Source organism: Mycobacterium sp. NGS48 (genome assembly GCF_059812585.1).
The window spans coordinates 169,748-189,203 of sequence record NZ_JCALCY010000004.1; the positions used below are offsets into that span (position 1 = coordinate 169,748).

The 19,456-nt window shown below is 66.4% G+C and carries 12 protein-coding genes and 1 tRNA gene; 6 read left to right on the forward strand and 7 right to left on the reverse strand.

Translation table 11 applies throughout. From position 1 onward, the window contains the following. Positions 1-21 precede the first annotated feature (21 nt). Positions 22-1,263, reverse strand: coding sequence for a serine/threonine-protein kinase (locus AC5Y42_RS09970; RefSeq protein ID WP_499897776.1), 1,242 nt, complete (start codon positions 1,261-1,263; stop codon positions 22-24). Between the two features lie 298 nt (positions 1,264-1,561). Here AC5Y42_RS09970 and AC5Y42_RS09975 point away from each other — a divergent pair, with 298 nt between their 5' ends. The 4 genes from AC5Y42_RS09975 to AC5Y42_RS09990 all read left to right on the forward strand — a co-directional run bounded on the left by AC5Y42_RS09975 (position 1,562) and on the right by AC5Y42_RS09990 (position 13,840). Continuing rightward, positions 1,562-2,284 carry a glycoside hydrolase domain-containing protein gene (locus AC5Y42_RS09975; RefSeq protein WP_499897779.1) on the forward strand — a complete coding sequence of 241 codons (723 nt, stop codon included), beginning with the start codon at positions 1,562-1,564 and terminating at the stop codon, positions 2,282-2,284. Positions 2,285-2,776: 492 nt separating this feature from the next. Continuing rightward, complete coding sequence (locus AC5Y42_RS09980) at positions 2,777-11,992, forward strand: fatty acid synthase subunit beta domain-containing protein (RefSeq protein WP_499897782.1); 9,216 nt, start codon at positions 2,777-2,779, stop codon at positions 11,990-11,992. A gap of 11 nt (positions 11,993-12,003) precedes the next feature. Next, positions 12,004-12,393 carry a holo-ACP synthase AcpS gene (gene acpS, locus AC5Y42_RS09985; protein WP_065013130.1) on the forward strand — a complete coding sequence of 130 codons (390 nt, stop codon included), beginning with the start codon at positions 12,004-12,006 and terminating at the stop codon, positions 12,391-12,393. A 109-nt stretch (positions 12,394-12,502) separates the two neighbouring features. Continuing rightward, on the forward strand, positions 12,503-13,840 hold the full coding sequence (locus AC5Y42_RS09990) for a dipeptidase (protein ID WP_499897784.1): 1,338 nt from the start codon (positions 12,503-12,505) through the stop codon (positions 13,838-13,840). On the opposite strand, the gene bcp is transcribed toward AC5Y42_RS09990, so the two are convergent. Further along, positions 13,829-14,302 carry a thioredoxin-dependent thiol peroxidase gene (gene bcp / locus AC5Y42_RS09995; RefSeq protein WP_499897786.1) on the reverse strand — a complete coding sequence of 158 codons (474 nt, stop codon included), beginning with the start codon at positions 14,300-14,302 and terminating at the stop codon, positions 13,829-13,831. The two genes, AC5Y42_RS09990 and bcp, sit on opposite strands and share 12 nt — an antisense overlap. 109 nt (positions 14,303-14,411) lie before the next feature. On the opposite strand from bcp, the gene AC5Y42_RS10000 reads away from it, so the two are divergent. Further along, complete coding sequence (locus AC5Y42_RS10000; RefSeq protein ID WP_499897787.1) at positions 14,412-14,639, forward strand: DUF3618 domain-containing protein; 228 nt, start codon at positions 14,412-14,414, stop codon at positions 14,637-14,639. A 53-nt stretch (positions 14,640-14,692) separates the two neighbouring features. On the opposite strand, the gene AC5Y42_RS10005 is transcribed toward AC5Y42_RS10000, so the two are convergent. From AC5Y42_RS10005 to AC5Y42_RS10020, 4 genes are all read right to left on the reverse strand, one after another. Further along, a complete protein-coding gene (locus tag AC5Y42_RS10005) occupies positions 14,693-15,898 on the reverse strand; it encodes an NAD(P)/FAD-dependent oxidoreductase (protein WP_499897788.1) in 1,206 nt (401 codons plus the stop codon). Positions 15,899-15,902: 4 nt separating this feature from the next. Continuing rightward, positions 15,903-16,091 carry a ferredoxin gene (locus AC5Y42_RS10010; RefSeq protein ID WP_499884435.1) on the reverse strand — a complete coding sequence of 63 codons (189 nt, stop codon included), beginning with the start codon at positions 16,089-16,091 and terminating at the stop codon, positions 15,903-15,905. Next, positions 16,088-17,059 carry a metal-dependent hydrolase gene (locus AC5Y42_RS10015; RefSeq protein WP_499897790.1) on the reverse strand — a complete coding sequence of 324 codons (972 nt, stop codon included), beginning with the start codon at positions 17,057-17,059 and terminating at the stop codon, positions 16,088-16,090. The genes AC5Y42_RS10010 and AC5Y42_RS10015 overlap by 4 nt, the downstream gene beginning before the upstream one ends. Positions 17,060-17,324: 265 nt before the next feature. Further along, positions 17,325-17,397 (reverse strand) — tRNA-Lys (locus AC5Y42_RS10020). A gap of 142 nt (positions 17,398-17,539) precedes the next feature. On the opposite strand from AC5Y42_RS10020, the gene AC5Y42_RS10025 reads away from it, so the two are divergent. Further along, positions 17,540-18,754 carry a L,D-transpeptidase gene (locus tag AC5Y42_RS10025; protein WP_499897792.1) on the forward strand — a complete coding sequence of 405 codons (1,215 nt, stop codon included), beginning with the start codon at positions 17,540-17,542 and terminating at the stop codon, positions 18,752-18,754. Between the two features lie 19 nt (positions 18,755-18,773). Here AC5Y42_RS10025 and AC5Y42_RS10030 read toward each other — a convergent pair whose 3' ends face one another. Further along, a complete protein-coding gene (locus tag AC5Y42_RS10030; protein ID WP_499897793.1) occupies positions 18,774-19,451 on the reverse strand; it encodes a hypothetical protein in 678 nt (225 codons plus the stop codon). Positions 19,452-19,456: the final 5 nt, after the last annotated feature.

Consider the following 19,456-nt stretch of genomic DNA (forward strand, 5'->3'; position numbering starts at 1 on the left):
ACCTTGCGACAGTCCGCCCACCTACTTGAGCTGTAGTCCCGGCTCGTGTGATGGCAGTGGCGTGGGCGTAGCGGTGGAAGCAGGGGCGGGTGTCACCGATGACGGGGGCTGTTGCTCGCCGGGGATGAGCCATGTCATGAAGATGACGGTTGCGGTCACCGCCAGCGTGACGATGACCAAGGTGAGGACGACTGTTCTTCGGACTGGGTGACGTCGACGCAGCTGCCGCCGCTGCCAGGGGGCCGGCATCTCCTGCGTTGGGCGCCAAGAGTCAAGCCAAACCGTATCGCCCGGACGCGATAGATGTCGGGTCGCCCGCGCAGGGACGGCCCCGGCGGCAGGCTGTCGTGCAGTGACAGGGGTGGGTGCGGCGCGCGCCTGTTTGGTGGCCGCAGCAGTGTGCGCTTCTGTGGGAGCAGATGAAGCGACATAGACGGGATAGAGCGCGTTGGCGAAGTCCTGACAACGCGAAAATCTGACGGCAGGGTTCTTGGCGAGCGCGCGGAAAAGGGCGGCGTCGAAGCTGGCCAGCTCCGGCCTGATCTCGCCCAACCGCGGCGGTGGCTCGTTGAGGTGCTTCCCGATCACCACGGCCGGGTTGCTGCTTTGGAACGGTGGCGACCCGGTCAACAGGTGAAACGCTGTCGCGGCCAACGCATATTGGTCGGCCCGCCCATCCACCGGATGGCCCATCAGCTGCTCGGGTGCCGCGTAGCTGACAGTGCCGACAGTGGTGTCCGTCTGCGTCAAACCGCTGATGTCGTCGAGGCGCCGTGCGACACCGAAATCCGCTAGCAGTATTCGTCGTTTCCCGAATTTGGGCCGGCTCAGCAGAATGTTGCCGGGTTTGACGTCCCGGTGGCACAGCCCGTGACTGTGGGCATAGTCGAGAGCCTCGCCGATCGCGTACATGATCTCGACCACCTCGCGAGGCGGCATCCCGGTCGGATAGCTGTCGCGCAACAGTCGAGCGGTATCGGCGCCGTCGACATAGTCCATCGAAATCCATAACCGGCCGTCGGACTCACCCCGGTCATGCAGGCCGACAATGTGCGGGTGCCACAAAGTCGCCACCATGTCGGACTCTCGGTTGAACCGCTCGCGGAACTCGGGGTCAGCCGATACGTCTGGCGCCAGAATCTTGAGTGCTTCCCGGCGCGGCAACCTCGGGTGCTCGGCCAAATAGACCTCACCCATTCCGCCGGTGCCAATCAGCCGGATGATCCGGAATCCAGCAGCCGTTGCGCCATTCGTTAACGCCACGGGCAGATTTTCATCAGTAGGCGTGCTCTCCGTCCGCTGCCTGCAGGTCGGGGACAGCACCATGCGCTGGTATCGGCCGTTGGTGCACGCCTCGTGACTTCGACCCCCAGGAACAGTTCCGAAGCCGTCCAGAAAAGGTTCCTAAGCGCGCGCCGCCCCCGCAACCGCTGTTGTATACCCGTCGCGGGCCGGTTAAACCCACGCCTGTGGCACCCGGGCTGACCAGCCGACACCTAGTTACAGATGTGACTCGTGGCGTCAGTGTGGTAAATGATGCATTTGTCGTACTCTGTGACTCGTGTCAATATCTCGGCGCGACGTGCTCAAACACGCGGCCGCGACGCCGGCTCTGCTCGGTTTGGGAGCCGCCGGCTCCGCACTGTGCGCTGCGTTGGCTTCTGCGAGTCCGCTGGGCATCCTGCTCGACTATGCGGCCGGGGTCATCCCGGCCAGCGACATCAAGGCCGCGGGTGCGGCCGGGTCCATCCGCTACGTCTCGGATCGCCGGCCCGGAGGCGCCTGGATGCTGGGCAAGCCGATTCAGCTGCCCGAGGCACGTGACCTCTATCAGGGCGGTCTCAAGATCGTGTCGTGCTACCAGTACGGCAAGCAGGACACCGCCGACTGGCTGGGTGGCCAAAACGCCGGCGTCGCTCATGCCAAGCGTGGATGGCAGTTGCACACCGCCGCGGGGGGGCCGGTGGGCGCTCCGATCTACGCCTCAATCGACGATGACCCGTCCTATGAGCAGTACAAACAGCAGGTCGCACCGTATCTGCGCGGCTGGGAATCCGTGCTCGGCCACCAGCGCACCGGCGTCTACGCCAACTCCAAAACGATCGACTGGGCGCTGCAGGACGGCCTGGGCTCGTATTTCTGGCAGCACAACTGGGGCTCGCCGAAAGGTTTCACCCATCCGGCCGCCAGCCTGCACCAGGTCGAGATCGACAAGCGCAGCGTCGGTGGCGTCGGGGTGGACATCAACAACATCGTCAAGCCGCAATTCGGGCAGTGGAACTGAGCCTGGTCGCCGGCGTCGCGACATTGTGGGCAAAGCTGACTCGCGGGTAAGTTCCAGCAAACTTCCGGCGCGCTTTCGACTTCTGTCGATCGCCGGGCGGCGAGACAACAGACGCAGTCACACGCCAACGCCGCAGGTCAGATTTTGCGCATAACGATTCAATAACAATACTGCCGTGATCTGCGCTGTTGTGCCTACTCAACCGTAACCACCTGCACGCAGCAGGTTTGGTCCGGACGCTTCCGGGCGCGGTTCGACGGCGTGTTACCCACGTAACCATTACCCGCGCGTAGAACTCGCTAGTAACCGATCGGCACAGGAAAACACACCGGTTCTTATGACACTCTTATTGCAGCCGACGCTCGATTTCGGCGCCCCGGCGATGGGCGAGTCAGTCGAGTAGGGCCGGGGATCCGACGGGGACTCAACGACACCCAGGGCAGCGCCGCTCTGACACCGCAGCGATACGAGCATTACAGGGAGATTGGCAACGTGACGATCCACGAGCATGACCGGGTGTCCGCCGACCGCGACAAGATGACCGCGCAGGCCACGCAGGGCGCCCATGCTCTCGTCGATCGTTTGACCGCCGGCGAGCCCTTTGCCGTCGCGTTCGGCGGCCAGGGCAGCGCCTGGCTGGAGAGCCTCGAAGAGCTGGTGTCCTCGGCTGGTATCGAGTCGGAGTTGACGACGCTGGTCGGCGAAGCGCACCTGCTACTCGAACCAGTCGCCGATGAGCTGGTGGTGGTGCGTCCGATCGGCTTCGAACCGCTGCGTTGGGTCCGCGAGCTGGCCGCCGAAGATCCGATTCCTTCCGCCAAACATCTGACCTCGGCGGCAGTCTCGCTGCCCGGCGTGCTGCTCAGCCAGATTGCCGCGGTACGCACGCTGGCGCGCCAAGGCCTGGACCTGTCCGGCAACCCGCCGGTGGCGCTGGCCGGCCACTCGCAAGGCGTGCTGGCGGTTGAGGCGTTGAAGACCGCGGGTGCACGTGATATCGAAGTGCTGGCTCTGGCGCAGTTGATCGGTGCGGCCGGCACGTTGGTGGCTCGCCGGCGTGGTATCTCGGCGTTGGGGGACCGCTCGCCGATGGTGTCGGTGTCCAACGCCGACCCCGAGCGCATCCAGCAGTTGCTCGAAGAGTTCACCCGAGACGTCCGGACCGTGCTGCCACCGGTGCTGTCCATCCGCAACGGCCGGCGCGCCGTCGTCATCACCGGAACGCCCGAGCAGCTGTCACGATTCGAGCTGTACTGCAAGCAGATCTCGGAGAAAGAGGAAGCCGACCGCAAGAACAAGATTCGCGGCGGCGACGTCTTCGCGCCCGTCTTCGAGCCGGTGCAGGTCGAGGTGGGTTTCCACACGCCGCGGCTGGCTGATGGCATCGACATCGTCGCCGACTGGGCCGAAAAGGTAGGCCTGAATGTCGACTTGGCCCGCGCCATGGCCGAGTCCGTGTTGGTGAAGCCGGTCGACTGGGTGGAGGAGGTCGCCTCGATCCACGACGCCGGGGCTCGCTGGATTCTCGACTTGGGGCCCGGCGACATCTTGACCCGCTTGACCGCACCGGTCATCCGCGGTCTGGGTATCGGGATTGTGCCCGCGGCCACCCGCGGGGGACAGCGCAACCTGTTCACCGTCGGCGCCGTCCCCGAGGTGGCGAAGGCCTGGTCGAGCTACGCGCCTTCGGTGGTCAGCCTGCCCGACGGGCGGGTCAAGCTCTCAACAAAGTTCACCCGGCTGACCGGCCGCTCGCCGATCCTGCTGGCGGGCATGACACCGACCACCGTCGACGCCAAGATCGTCGCTGCTGCCGCCAACGCTGGGCACTGGGCCGAGCTGGCCGGCGGTGGCCAGGTCACCGAACCGATCTTCGACGACCGCATCGAGGAGCTCACCGGCCTCTTAGAGCCGGGCCGCACGTTCCAGTTCAACGCGCTGTTCCTCGACCCGTATCTGTGGAAGCTGCAGGTCGGCGGAAAGCGGTTGGTACAGAAGGCTCGTCAGTCCGGCGCGCCGATCGACGGACTGGTCGTCAGCGCCGGCATTCCCGAACTGGAAGAAGCCGTCGAACTGATCGACGAGCTCAACGACATCGGGATTACTCACGTGGTTTTCAAGCCGGGCACCGTCGAGCAGATCCGCTCCGTGATCCGCATCGCCACCGAGGTGTCGACCAAGCCGGTGATCATGCACATCGAGGGCGGCCGCGCCGGCGGTCACCACTCCTGGGAAGACCTCGACGACCTGCTGCTGACCACATACTCCGAACTGCGATCGCGGCCCAACATCACCGTCTGTGTGGGCGGCGGCATCGGCACCCCCGAGCGGGCAGCCGAATACCTGACCGGACACTGGGCCGAGTCCTACGGCTTCCCGCTGATGCCGGTCGACGGCATCCTGGTCGGTACTGCTGCGATGGCGACCAAGGAGTCGACCACTTCGCCGTCGGTCAAGCGGATGCTGGTTGAAACGCAGGGCACCGACCAGTGGATCAGCGCCGGAAAAGCACAGGGCGGCATGGCTTCCAGCCGTAGCCAGCTCGGCGCGGACATTCACGAGATCGACAACACCGCCTCGCGGTGCGGCCGACTGCTCGACGAGGTCGCCGGAGACGCCGAAGCGGTGGCCGCCCGCCGCCACGAGCTCATCGCCGCGATGGCCAACACCGCCAAGCCGTACTTCGGTGACGTCGCCGAGATGACGTATCTGCAGTGGCTGCAGCGCTATGTCGAATTGGCGATCGGCGAGGGCGATTCGACTGCCGACACCGCCTCGCCGGGCAGTCCGTGGCTGGCCGACACTTGGCGTGACCGTTTTCAACAGATTCTGCAGCGAGCCGAGGCCCGCCTCCACACGCAGGACTACGGCCCAATCGAGACTTTGTTCAACGACGAGCGGCTCCTGGAAAACCCCAACGAGGCCATCGCCGTTCTTCTTTCGAGTTACCCCGATGCCGAGACCGTCCAGCTGCACCCGGCCGACGTGTCGTTCTTCGTCACGTTGTGCAAGACGCTGGGCAAGCCGGTCAACTTCGTACCGGTGATCGACAAGGACGTACGGCGCTGGTGGCGCAGCGATTCGCTGTGGCAGGCGCACGATGCCCGCTACGACGCCGACCAGGTCTGCATCATCCCGGGCACCGCCGCAGTGGCCGGCATCACCCGTTTCGACGAGCCGGTCGGCGAGTTGCTGGACCGCTTCGAGCAGGCCGCCATCGACGAGCTGCTCTCGGCCAACGGGCAACCGGAGTCCGTGACCGCGCGCCGCCAGGGCCGCGCCGATGTGAGTGGGCCGCTGGCTGTTGTCCTCGACGCCCCCGACGTGCTGTGGGCAGGCCGCGCTGCCACCAACCCCGTACACCGCATCGCCGATCCGGGCGAGTGGCAGGTGCACGAAAACCGCACTGCCACGCATTCATCCACCGGAGCGCGGCTGCACACCGACGGTGATCAGGTTGTGCTGAGCGTGCCGTTATCGGGCACCTGGATCGACATCCGGTTCACCTTGCCGGCCGCTACCGTCGACGGCGGCACCCCGGTGGTCGACACCGACGATGCGGCGAGCGCGATGCGGTCGGTGCTGGCCATCGCCGCGGGGGCCGACGGGCCGGACGCACTGCCGCCGGTGCACGACGGGACGGCCACCGTCACCGTGGGCTGGGACCCCGAGCGAGTGGCCGACCACACCGGCGTCACCGCCACCTTCGGCGAGCCGCTGGCGCCCGGGTTGACCACCGTGCCCGACGCACTGGTCGGCAGTTGCTGGCCCGCGGTGTTTTCCACCATCGGCTCGGCCGTCACCGACACCGGGGTGCCGGTGGTGGAGGGTCTGCTGAGTTTGGTGCATTTGGATCATGCCGCGCATTTGGTCGGGCAGCTGCCCACCGTTCCGGCCGAATTAACCGTTACTGCAACGGCTTCAGCGGCCACCGACACCGAGGTCGGTCGGGTGGTTCCGGTCTCCGTGACTGTCGCGAGTTCAGACGGCACGGTGCTGGCGAAACTCGAGGAGCGGTTCGCGATCCGCGGCCGCACCGGAGCGGTCGAGCTGACCGACCCGCAGCGGGCCGGTGGCGCGGTTTCCGACAACGCCACCGACACCCCGCGGCGCCGTCGCCGCGACGTCACGCTGAGTTCACCGGTCGACATGCGGCCATTCGCGGTGGTCTCCGGCGATCACAACCCAATCCACACCGACCGGGCCGCCGCGCTGCTGGCCGGCCTGGAATCGCCGATCGTGCATGGCATATGGCTCTCGGCCGCGGCGCAGCACGCGGTGACCGCTACCGACGGCCAAGCCCGGCCACCGGCCCGGCTGATCGGCTGGACCGCGCGCTTCCTGGGCATGGTGCGCCCGGGTGACGAGGTGGACTTCCGGGTCGACCGGGTCGGGATCGACCAGGGTGCAGAGGTTTTGGAGGTCGCCGCGCGGATCGGTTCGGATCTGGTGATGTCGGCGACGGCCCGGCTGGCCTCGCCCAAGACCGTCTATGCGTTCCCCGGCCAGGGTATTCAGCACAAGGGCATGGGCATGGACGTCCGGGCCCGATCCAAAGCCGCCCGCAAGGTGTGGGACGAGGCCGACAGGTTCACCCGTGACACCCTGGGCTTCTCGGTGCTGCACCTGGTCCGCGACAATCCGACCAGCATCATCGCCAACGCCGTGCACTATCAACACCCCGACGGCGTGCTGTTCCTGACCCAGTTCACTCAGGTGGCGATGGCGACGGTGGCGGCCGCACAGGTTGCCGAGATGCGCGAGCAGGGCGCATTTGTCGAAGACGCCATCGCGTGCGGCCACTCGGTCGGGGAGTACACCGCGCTGGCCTGCGTCAGTGGCGTGTTCGAACTCGACGCGCTGCTGGAGGCCGTGTTCCACCGCGGCTCGAAGATGCACGACATCGTGCCGCGTGACGAGTTGGGCCGCTCCAACTACCGGCTGGCCGCCATCCGCCCGTCGCAGATCGATCTGCCCGACGCCGACGTGCCAGGATTCGTCGCCGAGATCGCGGAACGCACAGGCGAATTTCTGGAGATCGTCAACTTCAACCTGCGCGGCTCGCAGTACGCGATCGCCGGCACCGTGCGTGGCCTCGAAGCGCTGGAAGCCGAAGTGGAGCGGCGCCGCGAGATCACCGGCGGTAAGCGCTCGTTCATTCTGGTGCCGGGTATCGACGTGCCGTTCCACTCGCGTGTGTTGCGAGTTGGTGTGAGCGAATTCCGCCGCTCGTTGGAGCGGCTACTGCCGCGTGATAAGGATCCCGACCTGATCGTCGGGCGTTACATTCCCAACCTGGTGCCGCGGCCGTTTACCCTGGACCGCGATTTCATCCAGGAGATCCGGGATCTGGTGCCCGCCGAACCGCTAGACGAGATCCTCGCCGACTACGACGCCTGGCGGTCCGAGCGGCCCAGCGAGATGATGCGCACGATCTTCATCGAGTTGCTGGCCTGGCAGTTCGCCAGCCCGGTGCGCTGGATCGAGACGCAGGACCTGCTGTTCACCGAAGAGGCGGCCGGCGGTTTGGGCGTGGAGCGGTTCGTCGAAATCGGGGTGAAGTCCTCACCGACCGTCGCCGGATTGGCCACCAATACCCTCAAGCTGCCCGAATATGCCCACAGCACAGTGGAAGTGCTCAATGCCGAGCGCGACGCTCCGGTGCTGTTCGCCACCGACACCGACCCCGAGCCGGAAGAAGCGGACGAGGCGGTTGCGGATTCCGACGTGGCCGCACCGGCGACCGCAGAGGCGACGCCCGTTCCCGCCGCGCCGGCGTCCGCGACGTCAAGTGGCCCGCGGCCCGACGACATCTCGTTCGACGCCGCGGACGCCACACTGACGCTGATCGCGCTGTCAGCCAAGATGCGCATGGATCAGATCGAAGCACTCGACTCCATCGAGTCGATCACCGACGGCGCGTCCTCACGACGTAACCAGCTGCTGGTCGACCTGGGTTCGGAGCTGAACCTGGGCGCTATCGACGGCGCCGCCGACGCCGACCTGGCCGGGCTGCGATCACAGGTTACGAAGCTGGCCCGCACCTACAAGCCTTACGGCCCAGTGCTTTCCGACGCGATCAACGACCAGCTGCGCTCGGCGTTCGGCCCGTCGGGTAAGCGGCCGGCTGCGATCGGCGAGCGGGTGAAGAAGACCTGGGAACTCGGCGACGGCTGGGTCAAGCACGTCACAGTGGAAGTCGCGCTGGGCACCCGCGAGGGGACCAGTGTCCGTGGCGGCGCGCTGGGCAACCTGCATGAGGGCGCGTTGGCTGACGCCGCGTCGGTCGACAAGGTCATCGATGCCGCGGTCGCTGCGGTGGCTGCACGGCAAGGAGTTGCGGTGGCGCTGCCATCCTCCGGAGCCGGCGGTGGCGCGACAGTCGACGCGGCTGCGCTGAGCGAATTCACCGACCAGATCACTGGCCGCGACGGCGTGCTGGCGTCGGCGGCCCGTCTCGTGCTCGGTCAGTTGGGCCTCGACGACCCGGTCAGCGCGCCCGCGGCCGCTACCGACGCCGAACTCATCGATCTGGTCACCGCCGAACTGGGTTCCGACTGGCCGCGGTTGGTGGCGCCGGTATTCGACGCCAAGAAAGCCGTCGTCTTCGACGACCGCTGGGCCAGCGCACGTGAGGATTTGGTCAAGCTGTGGCTGGCCGACGAGGACGAAATCGATGGCGACTGGGCCCGGCTTTCCGAGCGGTTCGAGGGTGCCGGGCATGTCGTGGCGACGCAGGCGACCTGGTGGCAGGGCAAGTCGCTGGCCGCCGGACGTCAGCTGCACGCCACGCTGTACGGGCGGATCGCCGGCGGCGCGGAGAATCCCGATAAGGGTCGCTACAGCGACGAGGTCGCCGTGGTCACTGGCGCCTCGAAGGGCTCGATCGCCGCATCGGTGGCCGGACGGTTGCTCGGCGGCGGCGCTACTGTCATCGCGACCACCTCGCGGCTGGACGACAAACGGCTGGCTTTCTATCGCCAGCTGTATCGCGACCACGCCCGCTACGGCGCTGCCCTGTGGGTGGTGGCCGCCAACATGGCGTCCTACTCCGATATCGACGCACTGGTCGACTGGATCGGCGCCGAGCAAACCGAGAGCCTTGGGCCGCAGTCGATTCACATCAAGGACGCGCAAACTCCGACGCTGCTGTTCCCGTTCGCGGCACCCCGCGTCGCGGGCGACCTGTCCGAGGCCGGGTCGCGCGCCGAGATGGAGATGAAGGTGCTGCTGTGGGCCGTGCAGCGGCTCATCGGTGGCCTGTCGGGCATCGGCGCCGACCGGGACATCGCCTCACGGCTGCACGTGGTGCTGCCCGGCTCGCCGAACCGCGGCATGTTCGGTGGCGACGGCGCGTACGGCGAAGCGAAGTCCGCGCTGGACGCCGTGGTGACCCGCTGGCACGCCGAATCGTCGTGGGCGCAGCGAGTCAGCTTGGCGCATGCGCTGATCGGCTGGACCCGCGGCACCGGTTTGATGGGCCACAACGACGCCATCGTCAGCGCCGTCGAAGAGGCCGGCGTGACAACGTATTCCACCGATGAGATGGCCGGCATGCTGCTGGGGCTCTGCGACATCGAGGCCAAGGCCGCCGCCGCCCAGTCGCCGATGAAAGTGGACCTGACCGGCGGGCTGGGCGATGTCGAACTGGACATGGCCGAACTGGCCGCCAAAGCGCGCGAAGAGACGGTTACCGACGCCACGGCCGACGACACCACGCCCGAGGGCGCCATCGCCGCGCTGCCATCACCACCCCGCGGCTACCGCCCCGCGCCGCCCCCGGAATGGGACGATCTCGACGTCGACCCGGCCGACCTGGTGGTGGTCGTCGGTGGCGCCGAGCTCGGCCCGTACGGTTCATCGCGGACCCGGTTCGAGATGGAGGTCGAGAACGAACTGTCGGCGGCCGGAGTCCTGGAATTGGCCTGGACCACCGGACTGATCCGGTGGGAAGACGACCCGCAACCGGGTTGGTATGACACCGAATCCGGTGATCTCGTCGACGAAGCCGAACTCGTCGAGCGCTACCACGACACCGTGGTGGAACGCGTCGGGATCCGCGAGTTCGTTGACGACGGCGCGATCGACCCTGACCACGCCTCACCGCTGTTGGTGAGTGTGTTCTTGGACAAGGACTTCGCGTTCGTCGTGTCCAGCGAGGCCGACGCCCGCGCGTTCGTCCAGTTCGATCCCGAACACACCGTCATCCGGCCGGTGCCCGACTCCACCGACTGGCAGGTCATCCGCAAGGCGGGCACCGAAATTCGGGTGCCACGCAAGACCAAGTTGTCCCGGACGGTTGGAGCGCAGATCCCGACCGGCTTCGACCCGACGGTGTGGGGCATCAGCCCCGACATGGCGACGTCGATCGACCGGGTGGCGTTGTGGAACATCGTCGCCACGGTCGACGCGTTTCTGTCTGCCGGGTTCAGCCCGGCCGAGCTGATGCGTTACGTGCATCCGACGCTGGTGGCCAGCACTCAGGGCACCGGGATGGGCGGCATGACGTCCATGCAGACGATGTACCACGGTAATCTGTTGGGCCGCAATAAGCCGAATGACATTCTGCAGGAGGTATTGCCGAATGTCGTTGCAGCCCATGTGATCCAGTCGTACGTCGGCAGCTACGGCTCGATGATTCACCCCGTCGGCGCGTGCGCGACCGCGGCGGTGTCGGTTGAGGAGGGTGTCGACAAGATCCGGCTGGGCAAAGCCGAATTGGTCGTCGCCGGCGGGTTCGACGATCTGACGCTGGAAGCAATCATGGGGTTCGGCGACATGGCTGCCACCGCCGACACCGGCATGATGCGCGGCCGGGGCATCAGCGACGCGAAGTTCTCCCGGCCGAACGACCGGCGCCGGCTGGGCTTCGTGGAAGCCCAGGGCGGCGGCACCATCCTGCTGGCGCGTGGCGATCTCGCGGTCAAGATGGGGCTGCCCGTGCTGGCCGTGGTCGGTTACGCGCAATCCTTCGGCGACGGGGTGCACACCTCGATTCCGGCACCAGGGCTCGGTGCGCTGGGCGCCGGACGTGGCGGCAAGGATTCGCTGCTGGCCCGTTCGTTGGCCAAACTGGGCGTCGGCGCCGATGACATCGCGGTGATCTCCAAACACGACACCTCGACACTGGCCAACGACCCCAACGAAACGGAACTGCACGAGCGGCTTGCTGATTCGCTCGGACGTTCCGACGGGGCACCGCTGTTTGTCGTGTCGCAGAAGAGCCTGACCGGACACGCCAAGGGCGGCGCGGCGGTTTTCCAGATGATGGGGCTGTGCCAGATCCTGCGCGATGGGGTCATTCCGCCCAACCGCAGCCTCGATTGCGTCGACGACGAGTTGGCCGGGGCCGCGCACTTCGTGTGGGTGCGAGACACCTTGCGGCTCGGCGAAAAGCTCCCGCTCAAGGCCGGGCTGGTGACCAGCCTCGGATTCGGGCACGTGTCGGGTGTGATTGCGCTGGTGCACCCGCAGGCGTTCCTGGCGACGTTGAGCCCCGAACAGCGGGCGGAGTATCAGCAGCGCGCTGATACTCGGGTATTGGCCGGCCAGCGCCGACTGGCCTCGGCAATCGCCGGTGGCCCGCCGATGTATGAGCGGCCCGCCGACCGTCGCTTCGACCACGCGGTGTCTGAGAAGCGGCAGGAGGCCGCGATGCTGCTCGACGCGGCGGCCCGCCTGGGCGATGACGACATCTACATCCGATAGCCTCGGCGCCTATGAGCATCGTCGGAGTGGGGATCGACGTGGTGTCCATTCCGGAGTTCGCCGACCAGGTCGACCAGCCGGGGACGGTGTTCGCCGAGACCTTCACACCGGGTGAGCGGCGCGACGCCTCCGACAAGAGCTCCTCGGCGGCGCGGCACTTAGCCGCACGCTGGGCCGCCAAAGAGGCGGTGATCAAGGCGTGGTCGGGCTCGCGGTTTTCCCAGCGGCCGGTGCTGCCGGAAGGTATCCACCGCGACATCGAGGTGGTCACCGACATGTGGGGGCGACCGCGAGTGCGGCTGACCGGTGCCATCGCCAAACATTTGGCCGAGGTGACGATCCACGTGTCGCTGACCCACGAAGGCGACACCGCCGCCGCGGTCGCGATCCTCGAGACCTGACCCTTCCGGCGCTCCTCGCGCGAGCGTGCGTGTCCCCGGCCGGCACGCCGAGCGGAATTCCGGGTTCGCGCACGCTCGCCCCGGAAGGCGACCCACTAACCTCGGCACCATGAGCGAACTGGTCGAACAGGTCCGCGCCGTCCTGCCGTCGGTGCGCCGTGACCTGGAGAACCTGATGCGCATCGAATCGGTGTGGGCCGACCCGGCGCGGCGCGGCGAGGTCCACCGCAGCGCGCAAGCTGTCGCGGACTTGCTGTCGCAGGCCGGTATTGGCGATGTGCAGATCGTCAGCGCCGACGGTGCGCCGGCGGTCATCGCCCGGCATCCGGCGCCGCCGGGAGCGCCCACCGTGCTGCTGTACGCGCACCACGACGTCCAGCCTGAGGGTGATCCCGCCCAGTGGGTATCGCCGCCGTTCGAGCCGACCGAACGCGACGGCCGACTTTACGGGCGCGGCAGCGCCGACGACAAAGCAGGCATCGCAACACATTTGGCGGCATTTCGGGCGCACGGCGGCAACCCGCCGGTGGGCGTGACGGTGTTGGTCGAAGGTGAGGAAGAGTCGGGGTCCCCGTCGCTGGGGCGGCTGCTGGCCGACCATCGCGACGTATTGGCCGCCGATGTGATCGTGATCGCCGACTCGGACAACTGGAGCACCGACGTCCCGTCGTTGACGGTGTCGCTGCGCGGGCTGGCCGACTGCGTGGTCGAAGTCGCTACCCTCGACCACGGGCTGCACTCTGGGCTGTGGGGCGGTGTGGTTCCCGACGCGCTGAGCGTGCTGGTGCGGCTGTTGGCCAGCCTGCATGATGACGACGGAAACGTGGCCGTGGCAGGACTGCACGAAAGTACCGCAACCGCAATCGATTATCCCGCCGGGCGGGTCCGCGCCGAAACCGGGTTGCTGGATGGTGTGACCGAAATCGGATCCGGTTCGGTGCCACAACGGCTGTGGGCTAAACCGGCGATCACGGTAATCGGCATCGACACCACAACCGTTGCGGCGTCGTCGAATACCCTGATTCCGCGCGCTCGGGCCAAAGTCAGCATGCGGGTCGCCCCCGGCGGTGACGCCGCCGCGCATCTCGATGCGTTGCGCACTCACCTGGAACAGCATGCGCCGTGGGGCGCCCAGGTGACCGTCGCCCCCGGCGATGTCGGCCAGCCTTATGTCGTCGATGTGGACGGGCCGGTCTATGACGCCGCCCGCGCGGCATTCCGCCAGGCCTGGGGCACCGAACCGGTCGAGATGGGAATGGGCGGCTCGATCCCGTTCATCGCCGAGTTCGCCGCCGCCTTCCCGAAGACGACGATCCTGGTCACCGGCGTCGAAGACCCGGCCACACAGGCGCACAGCGTCAACGAAAGCCTGCACCTCGGGGTGCTGGAGCGGGCCGCGACCACCGAAGCGCTGCTACTGGCCGCACTGGGCGATCTACAGCGATAGGTCGCGCCGCAGCTTGGCTACGTGGCCGGTGGCCTTGACGTTGTACTGCGCGACGGCGATCTTGCCCTTCTCGTCGACGACGAACGTCGAGCGGATGACACCTTGGACGGTCTTGCCGTACATCTTCTTCTCGCCGTAGGCGCCCCAGGCGCTCAAGGCCTCGCGGTCGGGATCGGACAACAACGGAAACGTCAAACCCTCGGCGTCGCGGAACTTGGCCAGCTTGGCTGGCTTGTCGGGGGAGATGCCGACGACGTCGAGTCCCGCGCTGTTGAGCTCCCGCAGGTTGTCGCGGAAGTCGCAGGCCTGTTTGGTGCAGCCGGGGGTCGACGCCGCCGGATAGAAGTAGACGACGACGCGACGGCCCTTGTAATCGGCCAGCGACACAGTGTTGCCATCGGCGTCAGGGAGGCTGAAGGCGGGTGCTTGGTCACCGGGCTGCAGGCGTGCGGTGTCGGTCAACGCGGGTCCCTTTCTTCTCACCGGTGCATCGACGTCGGCGCCGGCTGCTCTAGGGTAGTTCGCAAGCACCCGGGCCAGGCCGGTGGTGCGGGCGGACAGGGAGGACAGCGTGGCGGACCGGGATCCCGACACCATCAAGCAGGAGATCGACCAGGCCCGCGACCAACTGGCCTCAACCGTCGATTCCTTGGCCGAGCGGGCCAATCCCCGCCGCGTCGCCGACGACGTCAAAGCCGGAGTGGTCGCCTTCGTCAAGAAGCCCGCGGTCGCGGTTTCGCTGGCCGGGATCGGGGCACTGGCCGTCGTGCTGGTGGTCCGCAGAATCCGCGATCGCTGACCGGAGCAGAAGCCGCAGCGCTACCGGACGGTCCGCCATATCGCCCGTAGTTGTTAAGCCGACCGCCTCGGCGGAAATTCAGCACGGGTGTGGATGGCATCGAGATAGGCCCGCGCCCGTCCTGGAATCGTTGCCACCACTGCGATGGTGCGACCGCCTCGACCGTATGCCGCGACGAATTCCCATGCGTCGGGATCGCCTTCAACAATCTCGAATGCGTCGTAATCGGTTGTCACGCCCAGCATCTGAAGCTTGACGTCATACTGATCCGACCAGAAATAGGGCACCTCATCGTAGGTCTCGGCGCCGTCGGGTCCTGCCAACAGCGTGCGAGCCGCCGCTGCGCCCTGACGTCGCGCGTCGTCCCAGTGTTCCGTACGCAGGTAGCGGTCATATAGCGGATGCCACCATCGCGCTACGTCACCTGCAGCGACGACGTCTTTGGCATCTTCGACGGCGCCTGTGGCATCGCAGACCACCCCGTCGTCCACCCGCAATCCCGAGCCGCTGAGCCAGTCGGTGGCGGGAGCCACGCCCAGGCCGATGATGACCAGATCGGCCGGGACCTGCGATCCATCGGTGAGCCGAACCGCCTCCACTCTGCCGTCACCGACGATTGCGTCGACGCCGACGCCGACCCGCAGGTCCACGCCCTGTCGGCGGTGCAGTTGGGCCCAGCGAGCTGCCATCTCGTTGCCCAGCGCGGCCAGCAACGGGCCGGCGGCTTTTTCGACGAGCACCACGTCCAGCCCTAACGATCGGCAACTCGCGGCGACCTCGGCACCGATAAATCCGCCTCCGACCACGACTACCCGGGTACGTGAATCCAAGCGTTCCCGAATCGCCAGGCAGTCCTCGACCGTGCGCAGCATCAACACCCCATCAGGAACCGGACCGCCCGGCCATTGGCGCGGGAGCGCGCCGCTGGCGACCACCAGTCCGTCGAATTCCAACGACAAGTCTTGGTTCTCGTCGCGCAAGTGGACGGTGCGGGCGGACATGTCCAACTTGATCGCCGACGCGCCTCTCAACACGCGGGCTTCCAGTTCGAATTGAGGCGCAAGGTCGACGCCCGCCCTATGCACCTTTCCGGTGAGTAGCTTCTTCGAGAGCGGCGGCCGATGGTAGGGAGCGTGGCGCTCGGCACCCACGATTGTCAGGGCGCCGTCGTAGCCATCCTGTCGGAGGGTCTCCGCCGCTCGCGTCCCCGCCACGCCGGAGCCGACAACAACAACCTGCCGCAGCTGGCGATCGGGCATCGGGTCAGTCCTTCACTGTGATCGCTTGGGTGGGGCAGGACACCTCGGCACCAATCAACTGTTGGCGCAACTCCGCGCGCGGTTCCTCTTGGAGGAGATGGAGACCGTCTTCTTGTACGTCGAACACCTCGTGGCAGATGCTCATGCAAACGCCGTTGCCATCGCAGGTGTCGAGATCCACCGAAACCTTCATCGAACCGTGGTCCTTTCCGCCGACTCTTCGGAACCGGTGATGCCCCGCGAGCTGTCGGGTCCCTCTAACTTTCCTTGCGAGCGAGCTCGCTCGCGCGCGGCTTTCGCCGTCGGCGAGTAGTTCAGGTAGTCGACCGCCATCTGGGTGGACGCCTCGTCGTTTGGATGATGGCTGGGCCGCATATACCGCACGGGCGTCGTTACGAGGAGCTTCCATGGCCCCGGCAACCGGTATTCGCGGGCAGCCCAGAGCCAGTCCCGCCAACGCCACTTGCGATCAATGGTCGGGTCCTGCGCCATCAGGTAACGAGCTCCCGCAATCCACCAGCCGATGAATAGCGGCGCGGTGAACAACATCGAGAACGCCCTGATCCAATAGTTCCCGCAGACGTGCTGGTAGACATCGAATACCAGCGAGCGATGCTCCACCTCTTCAGCGCCATGCCAGCGCAGCAAGTCGAGCATCATGGGGTCGGTACGCGCATAGTCCAGACCCCGGTTCGTTAGCACCCACTGGCCCAGCATCGCCGTGAAATGTTCCAGCGCCGCGACGTCGGCCAGGCGCCGGTACAGCCACCATCGCTTCAGCACCGGCGGGAAGAACTTGGGCGGATCACCTAACATCACCGACAACGTCCTGCCCAGCCGATCGGTATACGGCTTGGTTTCGATGCCTTGTTCAGCTAAATGGTCCAGCACGACTTGGTGCGCCCAGGCATGCCAGGACTCCTGCTGGATGAACGGTTTGATGGCCGCCTCCAACTCCGGATCGTCCACCAGCGACGATGCCTCCAAGACCGCCTTGATGAAATGCCGCTCGCCCTCGGGGAGCAACAGATGCAAGACGTTCATCATGTGCGTCGAGAACGGGTCGTCGGGCACCCAATGCAGCGGCGTCTCCGACCAGTCGAAACGGACCATCCGGCGATACTTCGGGTGTCCCTCGTGGTGAAGTTCGACCTCTGGCATCAGAAGCTCCTCCCGCCGGGCCGATGGCAACCCCGGCCCCTTCGTTCTTTGAAGGCACGGTCGAGCTGAGGGAAATGCGCTGAGGCGGATCTCCGAATTGCACCGTCCGCGTTCGGCACGGTGCTGCTGGACCGTTCCACCCGCCGTCTACCCACCCGGGCGGGCGGTTATGCGTACCGGTTGATGCCGGATTCCTGGGAGCTCTCTATTGAGACGGATGACTTGCGACGGATAGCTGTTGATATCGCGATCGACACGGAAGAAGTGCGCCGTCAGGGTTTCGAACCCCGGACCCGCTGATTAAGAGTCAGCTGCTCTACCAACTGAGCTAACGGCGCTTGGATCGTTCTAGACACGCCACAATAACAACTTGCCGCCGTCGGGTGAAATCGCCGACAGTAGGCACTGCGGTCGCGCATGCAGCACTTAGACTACTGGGCAGTAGTACTGGGTCGGTGGGTTACAAGGGGACAAAGCCAGATGTCAGATGATTCGATGACGCGCGCGCGTCGCCGTCGGCGCTGGGTGGCAGCGCTGATGGTGCCGCTGGCGGTGTTCGGCGTCGCTGCCTGCAGCAGCGGCGGCAACACGCCGCCGGCGAATGTCATCTTCGACAAGGGCACGCCTTTTGGTGACCTGCTGGTTCCCAAGCTGACCGCCTCGGTGACCGACGGCGCCGTCGGCGTCGCGGTGGATAACCCGGTGACGGTGAGCGCTGACGACGGCGTGCTGGCTTCGGTGACCATGGTCAACGAGAACGGCAGGTCGATCGGCGGTCAACTGAGCCTGGACGGCGTGCACTGGAAAACCACCGAGCCGCTTGGCTACAACCGGCGCTACACGATCACGGCCAAAGCGCGCGGTCTGGGCGGTGTGACGACACGACAACTGAGTTTCCAGACCCATTCACCGAAGAACCTGACGATGCCCTACGCCGTCCCGCGTGACGGCGAGGTGGTCGGCGTCGGCCAGACGGTGCACATCCGATTCGACGAGAACATCGCCAACCGGGCCGCCGCCGAGAAGGCCATCGCGGTGACGACGGACCCGCCCGTGCAGGGCGCGTTCTACTGGCTGAACAACCGCGAAGTGCGTTGGCGGCCAAAGGAATACTGGAAATCCGGCACCGCAGTCGACGTGGCGGTCAACACCTACGGCGTCGACTTGGGCGACGGCGTGTTCGGCGAGGACAGCATGAGCACGCACTTCACCATCGGCGACGAGGTCATCGCGACCGCCGATGACACCACCAAGATGCTGACCGTGCGGGTCAACGGCGATGTCGTCAAAACGATGCCGATCTCGATGGGCAAAGACAGCACGCCAACGGCGAACGGTGTCTACATCATCGGCGAGCGGTTCGCGCACATGATCATGGACTCATCGACCTACGGCGTTCCAGTCAACTCGCCCAACGGCTATCGCACCGAGGTGGACTTCGCCACCCAGATGTCCTACAGCGGCGTCTACGTCCATTCCGCGCCATGGTCGGTGGGCGCGCAGGGCCACAGCAACACCAGCCACGGCTGCCTCAACGTCAGTCCCAGCAACGCCCGCTGGTTCTACGACCACACCAAGCGCGGCGACATCGTCGAAGTCCTGCACACCGTCGGCCCGACGCTTCCGGGCACCGAAGGACTGGGCGACTGGAACATTCCCTGGGACGAGTGGCACGCCGGGAACGCCAAGACCTGATGGCCGCATGCCCAGTCAGTTACGGTACGGCGGTATCCGGCTCGCCCCCCGTCTGCAATTCGAGATAGGCGGATAGCTCCTCGCGCAACTCGGATGTGATGATCCCGAGCTGCCGCCGTGACGCTCCGGCCCCGGCACGCGCATCGCGCTCGGCAGTCAGCGACTGACCCCACAGACTCGCGCACGCGGTGATCATCGAATCGCGGTCGAGCCCAAGTGCGGCGGCGGTCTGTCCGTCGGCCCGCGCATAGCCGGCAGCCGTGACGACTTCCGCGTCGCTGCGTCCAGCGAGAGCGAAGCGCGGGGGAGTGACCGGGGCGTCGGCGAACAGGCTGGCCGGTGGCACCCCGGCCAAGGCCTGCCGCACGCCATCGCCGTCGATCATCACGCCCTCGGCCAGCGTGATCGGAGTCTCGGCAACGACCAGATCGGCCAGTGTGACGCGGGAGTCGGGCTGCGCGAGTCGGTCGAGCGCTGCGCAAATAATGAGGTAGAGCGCCAAAGACCCGGTTACCTCGCCTCGCTCAAAAGCCGCGACGCGCAAGTAACTCCAGGGAAAGCCCAGCGCCGTGACTTCCCTGGCCAGCTGGTCATGCGTCGCGCCCAGGACCTCGGAGCGGATGCGACGCACGTTTGCGCCGACGACGGCCACCAACGGCCGTGCGGCGTCTGCGGGATCGGTTGCGGCGGTGGTCACGTTTC